This window comes from Haloplanus natans DSM 17983 (assembly GCF_000427685.1).
Taxonomy (GTDB): Archaea; Halobacteriota; Halobacteria; order Halobacteriales; family Haloferacaceae; genus Haloplanus; species Haloplanus natans.
Map to the genome: position 1 here is coordinate 175145 of NZ_ATYM01000003.1, position 12791 is coordinate 187935.

The 12791-nt window shown below is 63.9% G+C and carries 11 protein-coding genes; 4 read left to right on the forward strand and 7 right to left on the reverse strand.

Annotated features, from left to right (window positions below; all coding sequences use genetic code 11):
* Positions 1 to 7: 7 nt before the first annotated feature.
* The gene (locus HALNA_RS00710) at positions 8 to 3229 is read right to left on the reverse strand and encodes a 5'-nucleotidase C-terminal domain-containing protein (RefSeq protein WP_245575963.1); all 3222 of its coding nucleotides are present in this window, start codon (positions 3227 to 3229) and stop codon (positions 8 to 10) included.
* A gap of 341 nt (positions 3230 to 3570) precedes the next feature.
* Entirely contained in the window at positions 3571 to 4407 is an 837-nt protein-coding gene (locus HALNA_RS00715; RefSeq protein ID WP_049934288.1) for an IS1595 family transposase, read from the reverse strand.
* 331 nt (positions 4408 to 4738) lie between these two features.
* On the opposite strand from HALNA_RS00715, the gene HALNA_RS00720 reads away from it, so the two are divergent.
* The 4 genes from HALNA_RS00720 (at position 4739) to HALNA_RS00735 (ending at position 7585) form a co-directional block, all read left to right on the forward strand.
* Entirely contained in the window at positions 4739 to 5080 is a 342-nt protein-coding gene (locus HALNA_RS00720) for a HalX domain-containing protein (protein ID WP_157573397.1), read from the forward strand.
* Positions 5081 to 5223: 143 nt separating this feature from the next.
* Positions 5224 to 5499, forward strand: coding sequence for a hypothetical protein (locus HALNA_RS00725; protein ID WP_049934291.1), 276 nt, complete (start codon positions 5224 to 5226; stop codon positions 5497 to 5499).
* A gap of 3 nt (positions 5500 to 5502) precedes the next feature.
* Entirely contained in the window at positions 5503 to 6564 is a 1062-nt protein-coding gene (locus HALNA_RS00730) for a DUF4350 domain-containing protein (RefSeq protein WP_049934292.1), read from the forward strand.
* Positions 6557 to 7585: an AAA family ATPase gene (locus tag HALNA_RS00735; protein ID WP_049934294.1), complete on the forward strand. Its 1029-nt coding sequence runs from the start codon at positions 6557 to 6559 to the stop codon at positions 7583 to 7585. The genes HALNA_RS00730 and HALNA_RS00735 overlap by 8 nt, the downstream gene beginning before the upstream one ends.
* A 22-nt stretch (positions 7586 to 7607) precedes the next feature.
* Here HALNA_RS00735 and HALNA_RS00740 read toward each other — a convergent pair whose 3' ends face one another.
* From HALNA_RS00740 to HALNA_RS00760, 5 genes are all read right to left on the reverse strand, one after another.
* Positions 7608 to 8579 carry a hypothetical protein gene (locus tag HALNA_RS00740; RefSeq protein ID WP_049934295.1) on the reverse strand — a complete coding sequence of 324 codons (972 nt, stop codon included), beginning with the start codon at positions 8577 to 8579 and terminating at the stop codon, positions 7608 to 7610.
* Complete coding sequence (locus HALNA_RS00745) at positions 8576 to 9064, reverse strand: hypothetical protein (RefSeq protein ID WP_049934296.1); 489 nt, start codon at positions 9062 to 9064, stop codon at positions 8576 to 8578. Before HALNA_RS00745 ends, HALNA_RS00740 begins: the two co-directional genes overlap by 4 nt.
* Before the next feature lie 268 nt (positions 9065 to 9332).
* Entirely contained in the window at positions 9333 to 10568 is a 1236-nt protein-coding gene (locus tag HALNA_RS00750) for an RNA-guided endonuclease InsQ/TnpB family protein (RefSeq protein ID WP_049934298.1), read from the reverse strand.
* On the reverse strand, positions 10565 to 10954 hold the full coding sequence (gene tnpA, locus HALNA_RS00755; protein WP_049934299.1) for an IS200/IS605 family transposase: 390 nt from the start codon (positions 10952 to 10954) through the stop codon (positions 10565 to 10567). The genes HALNA_RS00750 and tnpA overlap by 4 nt, the downstream gene beginning before the upstream one ends.
* A gap of 142 nt (positions 10955 to 11096) precedes the next feature.
* Entirely contained in the window at positions 11097 to 12563 is a 1467-nt protein-coding gene (locus HALNA_RS00760) for a DUF58 domain-containing protein (protein WP_049934301.1), read from the reverse strand.
* Positions 12564 to 12791: the final 228 nt, after the last annotated feature.

Here is a 12791-nt window from a genome sequence, read left to right on the forward strand (position 1 = left end):
AGTTACACTAAACAGTATGATACAGCGTGACGATGTCGTCGTAGTCGACCCGGCCGTTCCCGTTGAAGTCGTAGGCGACCGCGTTCTGGTTGATCGCTGCGTCTTCGAAGTTGTCGAACAGGATCGTCACGTCGTCGTAGTCGAGTCGCCCGTTTCCGTTCAGGTCCTCGTACGCGCCGTCACTGTCGATGTCGGTCGGGGGCACGCCGTCGACCATCGGTGGACCCGCTGTCACGGTCGCACGGCCGGCCGCGACCGACATACTTGTGCCGTTGTCGTCGTCGAACCGATCGATTACGACGGTCAGGGTGGTCGTGCCAGTGCCGTTCGCCGCGAGGGTGAGTTCGGCGAGCGCGCTGTCGGTCGCACCGGACTGAATCTCTTTTTCCACGTCGGCGACGGCAAGCGTGACCGAGGAGTCGTTCTCCGTGATCTGTGGCTCGCGGCTCAGCAGGCTCTCGGGGTAGCTCGCAGCCTCGACCTCCGCGACAGTCGGGTCGGAGACGGAGACGGTCAGTGTGCCGCCGGCGAAGCCGTCGGGGGCCGCAGAGAGCGTGATGGGAACGACTGCGGCGTCACCCGACTCCAGCGTCACGTCGGTCACCGCAACCGTCGGCGTCGCGGGCGTACCGTCGGGGGCGTCCCGGTCGAGTTCGACGTTCAGCACCGCGGTGTCGAAGTTCTCGTACTGACTGCTGTACTCGGCGTCGGTGTAGGGGACGTACAGATCGACGCCCGACCCAGCCGCGAGCGGATCGGTCCCGAACGCGTCGAAGTCACTCGCCGGGACGGTCACAGTGACCGTTCTAGCCTCGCCGTCTAACTGGACGTCTGTCGTGGTAACGCGCGTGCCGGTGCGATCTGCGAGCACCGCCTCGTCTTCGACGCCCGTAACCCGGGCCGGGACGTCGACGGTGAGGGTGGTGTCGGTGTCTGTCTCGGTTCGAGTGACCGCGTTCGCCCCGAGCGTCTCGTCGACGCGCCGCATCCGGTCGCCGCGTTCCGTGTCGACCTCGTCGGCGTCGATCCGTTCGCGCGCGCTCAGGTACGCGAGGACGCCCTGAGCCATCGTGGTATCGGTGTAGATCTTCACGCGCGGTTTGTCGGCGAGCGGGTAGCCGCTCCCGCCATCGGCGATGTAGGAGTTCGTCGCGAGTGTGTACGTCGCGGAGTCGTTCACTGGTTCACCGTCGATGGTCAGGTCGCGAATCTCTCCGTCGCCCTCACCGGGTGAAGAGCTGTTCGTGTGCGGCACCCACTCGAAGGTGACGCCGGCGACCTGCTGTTGGATCTGCGTGCCGTACTGGTAGTCGTACTCGAGTGGCGTAATCTGACTGCGGAGAATCTCGCGCAACTCCGCGCCGGTCACCTCGACCACGACGATGTTGTTTCCGAACGACAGCGTCGACGTGACCATCCCACGGGTGATCTCGAACTCCTCACCCGCGCCGTACTCGCTCGGATAGAGCGTGTCGCGGATGCCACCAGCGTTCGTGACGGCGACGTCAGCACCAGTGTAGTTGCGGACACCGTCCATGAGGAGCGCCCCCGTCGCGGTGTCGTCGGTGTAACTGGAGCCGACGCCGGTGTGCTCTGGCATCTCCGCGCGCACGACGGGCGTGTCGAGGTAGTTCTCCCGGAGTGGGTTGATGTACGCTTTCCACGTGTCGTTGCGGGGCGTGTCGGTCGTCACGTCGATTAGTTCGCCCGATGCGTCGGTCACCGTGTTGTTCGCGGTGTCGACCGTGAGCGTCATCGTCGCGATGGCGTTCGCCCGGCCGCTCGTCTCGGCGATGAGCACGCCGTCGGTCTGCTGGGGCGGATACCGTTGCTGGTCGTCGCCCGAGATGAGCGCGTCGATGCCGTCGACGTTTCGCGCGAGGGCCTTCGAGTCGGGAATACCGAGCGGTGCGAGCGCGACGACCACATCGACGTTCTCCTCGGTACGGAGCGTGTCGGTCACGTTCTGTGCGGCCACGACCGGGTCTGTCACCTCGTAACCGTTCCGAGAGACGACGCCGTCGGTCTTCGAATCGATCGCACCATCGGTGACTCCGAAGTAGCCGACGCGGACGCCGTCACGTTCGACGACGGTGTAGTCCTGTGTGCCGGGGAGGTTCGATCCGTCGCTCGTTTTCTCGACGTTCGCGAGCAGCCACGGGTACGTCGACTCCGCGGAGATGTTCTCGAAGACCTCGAAGTCGTTCGTACCCGCGTCCTCGTCGTAGTCGAGTTCGTGGTTCTGGACGACCTCGGCGTCGGGATCGATGAGGTTCAGCGCCGTCACCGGCGGTTCGTAGCCGTTCTCCAGGCCCGCGTAGTTGCGAAGCGCGTGGGGGCTGACCTCGTCACCGCCGCCGGCGACGAACACCGGGCCCTCGCTCTCGGCGCGCTGTTGGTCGATCAGCGTGATCATCCGACCGAGGTCGTCGTCGCGGGCTCCCGCCGCCGCCTTGCCGATGTCGTTGTAGCCGACGAGGGTGATCTCCGTCGTGTCCGTGCCGGTGTCACCCGTTTGCCCCCCGAGGCCGGTTATCACCTTGGGCTGGAGTTTGAACGCGCCGAAACTGTAGTAGATCGGTCCTTCGACAGCGTCGACGGACACACCCGACGTCGATGGCGTGGCAGAGTCACCCGTGTCGACGTCGTCGACGGCGAGCGAACCGCTCCCGTCCGTGACCGCCCACTCACCGTACGGGCCCGGTGTCGACGAGACTGTGAGGCCGGAGACGGTGACCAGGACGCTCTCGTACGCCTCCTGGCCCGCTTCCGCAGTAGACAGCGAAACCGCCTCGGGCACCGCACCGGTCCCGGTGACGTTGACGGAGGCCGACTCCGCCGTGAGATCGAGTTCTGTCAGACCGTAGTGCTCTTTCAGGAGGGAGGTGACCTCGACCGTGTCGCCGACCGAGACGTCGGGTGAGCCACCGCTGTACGCGAAGAGACCGCTGTAGGCGACGTCCGACGCGGAGGCGTTCTGGACAAAGAAGCCGTCGGGCGAGACGGCCGTCACCGTCCCAGTTACTGTGACGGTCTGGCCGGCGTACGCCGACGCGCCGTCGCTCGTGGTGTTTGACTGGAGTTCCGAGATCGGTATCTGACCGTCCGTCGTTGTCTGGGCCGCGACGGGTCCCGCGCCTCCGACAGGAAGCGTCGCGACGAACAGTGCGACGACGAGCAGAACCGTGACGATGCGTCTGTGTGGCCGTGTAGTGTGATTCGAGTCCACACAGGGCCCCTGTTACCGAGCTGGTATAAATCCTGATAATATACTTACGTATTGAACGATACCGAAACGACGACGTTAGAGGCGTACGTAGTGGTGGATAGTACCGAGAGGGTCTCGTGACCGGCCTGCAGACGGCCGTCGAGTGAATCGACACGCGAGCGTGGAGGAGGCTAAATCATTTACGCTCTTGTGGCGTAGATTGTTGATGACTCATAGTGTTTATTGTAAGTCATTACCGGTGGATCGCCGGACCGTCTTGGTGACCCACCGGTAACCAGTTACAATAAACACTATCACAGCGCAGTTTCGAGGATGGTTTTGAGCGCTTCTTCACCCGGAATTCAGAACACCTCACGGCGGAGCTGAAACGCTCGGAGATATGGTGTGAGTCTGCCTTTCGAGACGCCCCGATGTGGCGAGAGCCACCGTCGCGCCAGCGACGCGTGGCTCTCGCAGGTGTTCACGTGAACGGCTCCATCAACGTACTCGCCGTCGCCGTGGACGACGTATTCACGAGTGACTGCGTCGTCCTCTTCAAGCGGTTCGTATGCCTGAAAGCCATCGGTATAGACGGTCAGCGACTCCTGCTGGCGATCGGCCAGCAGGAGTCGAATCGTTGACTCGGTGGCGGCTTTCGCAGGGATCACGTACCGCTCACCGCTACCACGATCCGCGAGGACGAACACAGGTGGCTTGTCTTCAGTGTACGTTCCACGTCCGCGCGTGGACAGCCCACGCGAGCGCGACGGCCCGTCGCGCTCGCGGCCTTTGCGTCCCGCCTTCACGTAGAATTCGTCGATCTCAACCGGTCCCTTGAGATGGAACTGGGGCGCGTCCAGCGCCTGCAGGAAGCGCTGGACGCGCCGATAGATCGTCTTGTACGAAACGTCGATTTCGACATCTAGCTGTCTCAGACTGGTGTTGAAGCGGATGTACGTGTAGACGGCGAGAAACCATTTTCTGAGTGCGACCGCAGAGTGTTCGAACACCATGCCTGTCTGATCGTTGAACGTGCGGTCGCAATCCTTACACAGATACCGCTGAAATACCCGATAGCTGCCGTACCGAATCACGGATTCGCCACGGCAGCGTGGGCAATAGACGCCGTCACGCCAGCGAATCTGTGACAGCAGATTCGCGGCCCGACGCTCCGAGACGAACGTCTTGATTGGCATCATCGTTCGTCGGGTGACGCGGTCGCGTCACCCTTGCCCGCTGTGACTTCCAGCTACTGCTCGGAACTGACCAACAATCCTCTACCCAAGAGCGAAAGAACAAACCAAACGCCGGCAAAGTCTTATCGCTGAAAGCGACTCGACGACGGCGCAACGCTATACGAGCTGGCTCGTGGGGGAATATACGATCCGTCTCACGACTGACGGCCGAGAGGCGTTGCGTGAAATCGACGTCGGCGTCGATGTCGCCGTGTTGCATCGCAATCTGCCGGCCGTCTCGGGCCGTGAAGTCCTTTCGAAGATACGTGCTGACGGGCACAACTGTGGCGTTCTCATGGTTTTTGACCAACAGCCCGACGGCGACCTCGACGACATGGCGTTCGATGAGTCGCGGCTCGGGCCGGTCGAGCGCGACGACTTCCGCGAGACCGTCGCCGACTTGATCGAACGCGTCGCAGCGGCCGACGACGTCCGACAGTATCTCGCCCTCCGGGCAAAAATCACGCTGCTCGAGTCGGCCTATCCACCCGACACGCTCGCTACCGACGCGCAGTATGCCGAGCTCACCGCGCAGGCCGACGCGCTCGACATCGAACCGGCCGATATCCAGGCTGCCGGTCCCCGCGCCTTCCGTGGAATCCAGCAGTACGCTCCCGATTCCGCCTCGCCGACGTGACAGGGAAGGGGTAGTCGGGACCGGGCGACTGTCCGACGGCATGTCGAGACCACCGCCCCCGGCACACGGCCCAACCGATCCCTGCCGCGCCTGCTGATCGAGTCGACACCTTGGTAACGGTGGCTCTCCCATCGAAGAGTGGCATGGCTACCCGACGACGCCAGCGGTTCATCCACGCGACCATCGCGTGGATGCTGGGCGCAATCATCGTGCTAACGCTCCTCGAGTCACTCACGGGTGAACTCTTCTTTGTCGTCTCGCTCATCGGCTTCCTCGTCGTCGTCGAACTGACCGCGCCGTTCAGCGTCACGCCGCGGTGGCGGGCGCGGCTGAAGTGGGTGATCGCCCTTGGACTCCTCGCGTTCAGCTATATCGTCGTCAGACGGGTACTCGAGATCCTTCCCCCGGGGGTGGTGTGAGCGATGCGAGGCCCGCGCGACTGGGGGTATCCGGAGTGGGTGCTCGCCGGGGTGACGGTCGCCGTCGCGATTGCGATCGTCGTCGCAGCGAGTACGTCGGCCGCGGCCTTCGGGGTCTACAACGCCGCCTGGGACGGCACGTCGGGTCTCCAGACGGAAGCGGAGGCCGTCGGGACGGAGAGCCGCATCCTCCTGAACACCTCCTCGTACGACAGCGCAAACGCCACGGAGACGCTTGCCGTCGTGCTGGCACCCACCGACCCCTACAACGCGTCGGAGACGCGGCGCGTGCGGCGGTTCGTCGAGCGAGGCGGGACGCTTCTCGTCGCCGAGGACGTCGGCACGGGCGGCAATCGGCTCCTGACGGCCGTCGGGGCCGAGGCGCGCGTGAATGGCTCGCTCCTTCGAGACGAACGGCACCACTACCGCTCGCCGGCGATGCCGCGGGCGCGGAACGTCTCCTCGAACGGACGCTTTAGCAACATCGACGCGCTCACGCTCAATTACGGCTCGGTCGTCGACCCCGCTAATGCGACCGTGCTCGTTCGCTCGTCGGCGTTCGCGTATCTGGATCGGAACGGCAACGCACGCCCGGACGACACCGAACCCCTCAACCAGTATCCGGTCGTGACGAGCGAATCCGTCGGCGAGGGACGCGTCATCGTCGTCTCCGATCCGAGCGTCTTCATCAACGCCATGATCGATCGGCCGGGCAACGCGGCGTTCACGCGACACCTGCTCGCTCGACACGAGCGCGTTCTCCTCGATTACTCACACGCGGGGAGCCAGCCGCCGCTGGCGGTTGCCGTCCTCTGGCTGCGCCGGTCGCCGCTTTTGCAACTCCTCGTGGGCGGCATCGGCATCGCCGTGGTCTGGGGGCTGGGAACTCGTCGGGCGGCGCAGGCGCGTCCCCCGTGGGCTCGTCGCGACGCAGGGCGGGACACACCGGCGCCCGAAGACGGCGAATCACGGGCACGAACGCGATCACGCAACATCGAGGCGCCGCGAGGCCGGGTGATGGCAGGAACTTTGTACCGCGACGGTGACGAACAAACCGATGAGTGACCCGGCGGACGTGTACCAGGCAGTCAGCGAGGAAGTCAGTACCGTTCTCGTCGGCAACGAACCTATCATCGAGCGCCTGACGATCGCTGCACTCACTGGCGGGCACGTACTCCTCGAGGGAGTGCCGGGCGTCGCCAAGACGACGATCGCGGATCTGTTCGCCCGAGCGTTGGGACTCGACTTCCGGCGGATTCAGATGACTCCCGACATCCTCCCCGCAGACATCACTGGCACGCAGATGTACCGCGAGCAGACGGGCGAGTTTCAGGTGCAGCGCGGCCCCGTATTCGCCAATCTCGTTCTCGCGGACGAGATCAACCGCGCGACGCCGAAGACACAGAGTGCACTGCTCGAAGCGATGCAGGAGCGGCAAGTGACGATCGAGGGGGAGACGCTGACGCTTCCCACACCGTTCATGGTGATCGCGACTCAGAACCCGATCGAATACGAGGGGACGTTCGCGCTCCCGGAGGCACAGCGCGATCGCTTCCAATTCAAACTCGTCGTCGATGTGCCCGAAGCGGGCGACGAGCGGACGATGCTCAACCGCTTCGACGACGAACCGGGCCTCGGCCCGGAGAGCGTCTCGCAGGTCGTCGAGCCGGACGCGTTACTGGCGGCGCGACGTGAGGTCGAAGAGGTACACGTCAGCCCGAAAGTCAAAGAGTACATTCTGTCGGTCATTTCAGCGACGCGAACCGCTTCCGACATCGAGTACGGCGCCTCGCCGCGGACATCACTCATGCTGCTGAATGCGGGAAAGGCCAACGCAGCGATTCGGGGGCGGGAGTACGCGCTTCCGGCCGACATCAAAGCTATGGTCCCCGACGTGCTCAGACATCGGCTGGTGCTGAATACCGACGCAGTGCTCAGCGATCGATCGATCGAGTCCGTCGTCGACGACATCCTCGGGACGACGCCGGCGCCAGAAGCTCAACTCGACGTGCCACAGCCGGACGGACAGTCCCCGGCGGACGGCGAGACGGCGGGCGCGGAGGCGACCGAGGGGGCGGACGATTGACTGGCCCGGACTGCTCGCGGCGTCACGCCTCGGCCGTCGCTTCGGCTTCGGATAGGCTCGTATCGGAATCCGACGGCGTCCACCGACACGTCACCACCAGCGAGTCCGGGTTCTCGCCCGCCGTGGTTTCGACGACGATTGGCTCGTCGAGCCCGTTGGCGAGCCCGACCGCGAGAAACGACGCCACTGGATGGTCGAACTCCGTCGTGTCGGCGTACGTGTTGCCGGTCGTCTCGACCGAGAGGCGGCCGTTTGCCACGTCGAGGTCACGCTCAGCCGACTCGACGAGCTCGAACGATTCGACCAGCGCGTCCGTGAGTTGATCGACCAGTCGGGCGGGCGACCGCCCGAGCGAGCCGGTGAGCGTCGAACGGAAGTCTCGAAACAGGCCGCTGCCGGTTGGCGTGAACGCCACGCCGCGCCGGGCGCTGTCATCCGGGACGACGAACACCGTATCGAGGTCGTCGCCCGGGGGGAGCTCGTACTGCTCGTGTTGGGGAACGAACAGCGTCGCGGTCACGGGCGATGCTCTCGGTACGTAAATCCGGTGATCGCTCACCCCGAGTTCCGCACAGATGGCGGCCTCCGTCTCGGAGGCTGATTCGTAGACGCGCTCACCGACAGAGGCCGTGAGGAATCGCCCGGGCGTCAGGTAGTAGATCATGACGCCGCCGAAAAGGCCGGTGCCTCCGAGGGCAAACAGGACGGAGCGTGTGGTGGGAAAGAGCACGCCAGCAGCGAGTGCGAGCACGCCGACGAGGCCAAGCGCGAGTGCCGTCCGTCGATAGGTGAGCCGGCGGGTTCGCGCGTATTCGCGGCGGAGTCGGTCGTTTTCTTGCTGGAGCCGCCGGACCTGCGCACGCAACGTCTCGGGGTCGGTGGCGGCGTCCGTATCGGCCTCGCCGTCCCGGTCGTCAACGTCTGCATCCGTCTCCGCGTCGCGTTTCCGCGCGGGACTACCGGGCGATTCATCGCGGCCGGCCGATCGACTCACGTCGCCACCTCACCGAGGACGACGAGTTCGTAGCGATGCAAACCGTACAGACAGAGCGCAAGCACACAGAGCACGCCGCCGCTCAACACCCAAAGGTCGATGTCGAGACCGGTGACGCGGATCCAGCCGACCGCACCACCGACAGCACCTGCAGCGACGGCGAAGCCCCCGACGACGCGGCGTCGTTGCCGGGCGATAGAGCGGTCAGTAACTAAGCAACCAGCGAGAGTGAGTGCAACGGCTACGACGCCGGCCGGCGGGGCACGGCCACTCAGTCCACCGAGCACAAGCATCCCGGCTGCAAAGCCCATGGGACCCCCGGCGACCAGACGGACACCTGCAGCGCACGCGCCGCCGACGAGGCCTACTGTCCCACCGACCAGCGTCGCGACGCCGACGAACAGCGCGGCGCTGACGAATTCGGCCAGCGTGGCCCGCAGTGGCGTTTCGATACCCGGTGCGTACCCGTCTGTGGACAGTACCATGCGTGTGGGTTGGGGTGAACTGCGTTCGTGACTGTGCTAAAACCATCGGTGATCCCGTCTCCGCGGGGATGCCCGCTCGTGGTCCTGACTACGCTGGGCGGGCCACCGAGAGCGCTCGCCTTCGTGTCGGGACCCTCTCTAGACGACAGATGTGGGCTTCCCCCTTATTAGCGTGAGGCCCTGTCGGGCTACCTAATTGACCTCCTCCCGCGCCTAAAGTCGCGGGAATCCCACCATAGGATTTCAGGCCGAGCGCGGCCCTAAGGTTTCAAGACGCATACGTTCCAAGTGTCTCTTGCTGGGTGTCAGCATCGGCTTGGCTGTCTTGTGGGACGGTCAAACGTCCCCCTTCCTCAGCCGAGTCATCGCCACTCGTGTATTCTCTTGAATGGCTCTCTCCGCTGAGGTAGCGGTCTGCAATATTGAGCGCGGCGTTCACGTCTGCTTGGTACTCCGAAACCCAACACTCCGAATTGGAACACTTGAACGTCGCCTGCTTCGGACGGTAGCCCTGTTCTCCGCAACAGTGGCACGTCTTCGAAGTGTACGCGGGATTCACCGTCTCCACACGAATCCCTTTCTCAGCCGCCTTGTAGCGAATCTGAGCGTGCATCTTCGCAAATCCCCACCCGTGAAGGCGGCGGTTCATGAACGCGCCGTAGTCCATGTTCTCACGGATGTGCGTCAAGTCTTCGAGTACCAACACGGGGTTCTCGAATTGGTCGGCGTAGGCGACGACCTCCGACGTGACCGTGTGGAGGATGTGGTCGATGTGTCGCCACAACTCGTCGCCGTAGGACTCTGCTATACGTTCGCTTCCGCGTTTCTGAAGGCGTCGGGTCGCCGTGAAGTACGTCTCACGGAGTTGTCGGACTCGCTTGCCTTCGTCGTTCCAGAGGTTGGGTGCAGTCGGGGAGCCGCGCTCGTCACGGTGACACACCGTTAACAAAGAGGCTTCCCCGATGTCTACCCCAATCGGCGTCTCCGCCGAACTGGTTTCTCGCTCCTCCACGTCTCGCGTGGCGACGATGTGGAAGTACCACTCACTGTCGCGGTTGAACAGCCGACATTCACCCATCTTCGCGTCTCCCGCGTGCAACGCTTCCAACCACTCCCGTTGTTCGGGGTTCGGTTGTGCGGGCAACCAGAGGTGGTAGTCGTCGTGGTGCGGGATTTTGACGTACCACTCAATTGCGTTCTGCGGCTTGTGGTCGAGCTTCGGGCCTTCATTCGTGAACCGAACAGGGTGGTCGTCGTGAAGCTCTTTCGCGTTGTAGCTTCCGCCACAGAGTTGTGGGACGTACTTCTTGAGCGCGTTCTTCGCGTAGCCGCTCAGGTCGTAGTTGACCACTACGTCGTTGGCCGCTGACTGTGTGGTGCAGTTGGCGTTGAACGCGGCTTCGAGCGCGTCTTGGTACGCTTGTTTCGTCTCACAGAGTTTGCGGTGCTTGTGGGCGTTCGGCTCCACAAGCTTGAGTTCCAGCGTCTCGGTGAGTTCCGTCACTGTTCGTCCTCCTCGTGACGCTCGATGTACTTCTCGACAGTCTCGCTCGAAACGTGTCCCGCTGTTCCTGCGTAGTAGCCGCGTGCCCACTTGATTTTCTCGCCGTCGTGGTCGGCGTGTCGGTGGTTGTATTTCCGCGAACTGATGCCTTTGAACCAGTTGGCGAGAAGTGACGGGGCGTGTTTCGGCGGGCTACTGACGAACAGGTGGATGTGGTCGGGTTGGACGGTGAGGTCGATAATCTCCAACCCTTTCTCGTCGGCTATTTCGTGAAGGATGTCTCGCACACGGGTTGCAACGTCACCGACGAGTACCGATTGGCGGTACTTCGGTATCCACACTATGTGGTAGTTGAGGTTGTACGTTGCGTGCCGTGTGGTCTTCATCCGTACTACACACTATGCCTCTGTGGTGTCTTAAAACTATCGTACACGGTGGGAAATCCAGCCGTGCTATCATCGGTGGGGATGTACGCTATTGTCCGCTTGACCCGCGCCTGAAGACGCGGGTATGCGCTCGCACTATGTGTCATGCGGACTGCCGCATACGAAGGCGATGGGCGTCAAGGAGCGCGTCGAGTCGGTTACCGGGGGCGACTTCGAACGCAGCGACACGCGAGAACTGATTCAATTCCTGACGAAAATTCTCGAACGAACGGTAGCGCTCGTAGGCGGCTTCCCCGTCCACGCTCGCGTCTGGCTCGTAGAGCACGCGCGGCGCGAGAAAGAGCATGACGTAATTCCCGTTCCGGCGCGCCAGCTTGACCGTCTCGCGGAGGCTTGCCCGCTTCGCGTCGTCGGTGAACAGTACCGTCCAGAGCGTGCCGCGCTGTCGAGTGTCGATCGTCCGCATCGTCTGGAACAGACTGTCACCGGAGAGTCGCGACACGTACGCGTTCGTACTCTCGAGATATGGTCGAAGCGTCGTCGCAAAGCGCGTGTCTGACTGCGATAACCGGGAGCGGATACGCTCCGCGTACTCGGGGGCCACCGCGGTATCCGCGGTGACGCGGTGTCGCGGCCGGTGGTGGTCGGCAGTGGCGGGGGCCGGGAGCGCCGACAGATCGAGCAGGCGGCGCCGGATCACTCCGTACGCCGACCGGGCCGCGGTCGACGGCTGACGAGTCGTGATTCCGTTGTTGCCAACTGTGTACAGCCGGAGCGGATCGTTCTGTTCCTCGGCGGCGCCGGCCGCACCCATCGCCACCTCGCGGAGATAGTCCAGCATCGTCTCGCCCTCGCGACCGACCTCGAGGGTCGACCGGTGGTCAACGACGAGAACCGTCTTGCGTTCGGTTTCGGTTTCGAACTGCTGGATGTGGAGATCAGCCAGTCGGGCCGTTGCCTTCCAGTCGATGTACCGCATACTGTCGCCAGGGACGTACTGTCGAATCTGGTCGGGGAGGAGCCCCGGTCCTGTTTCTTTAGTGGGGTGTTCACCGAACAGTGACTCCACGCTCTCGCCGCCCTGGCCGACGTGTAGGTTCCGCGGATACCGCGGCTCGACCGTCACCGCCGGTTGCGGCCCACGAACGAGCGTTTCCGCGTAGCAGCCACCCGCACCGCGCACCTCGACGCGGGCGGCATCGAAGTCGAACTCGCCGGCGACGGGCATCGTAAGCGTGAACTCGGTGCCGACGCCGGTCGTTCCGGGAGCGAGCCGGACGCGCCGCGCTGCGACCGACGTCCCTCGGGCACTCGTCGGTGGACGCGCCGTCACCGTCACCGCGGAGGCAGTCGGCACAGCGAGTTCGACAGTCAGTCTCACCTGTACCGTTTGTTCCACGGGGAGACGGGGTCGGTCGAGATCGTACTCGATCCGAAGGCCCTCGTCGATTTCGCGAAGCGATCGGTACGCGGCGTACTGGAGACCAAGCAGCCACGCTCCGATGCCGATGGTCCCGAGCAACCAGCGCGGCTGGGCAGCGAGCACGGCGAGGGCGGCAAACACGCCTCCGATGCCCGCAACTGTCCAGAAGCGCCGCGTGACGTTCATGTCCTCTGCGCGTACAGACGCCCGACACACAATTGAATGTTCGGTGTCGGCAGCGGAACGATAGGCCGACGAGGATCGCCGACGAGGCGGTGCGGTGTCCGAGTGACTCATGCCCGAACTCGACCGCCCCGGCGATGGCAGCGACTACATCGGAGTGACGCGGTTACGCGCTTGCCAACCGATAGAGGTGGCTAAAACGGGAGTTCACTGGTCGCCGCCACCGTGCTA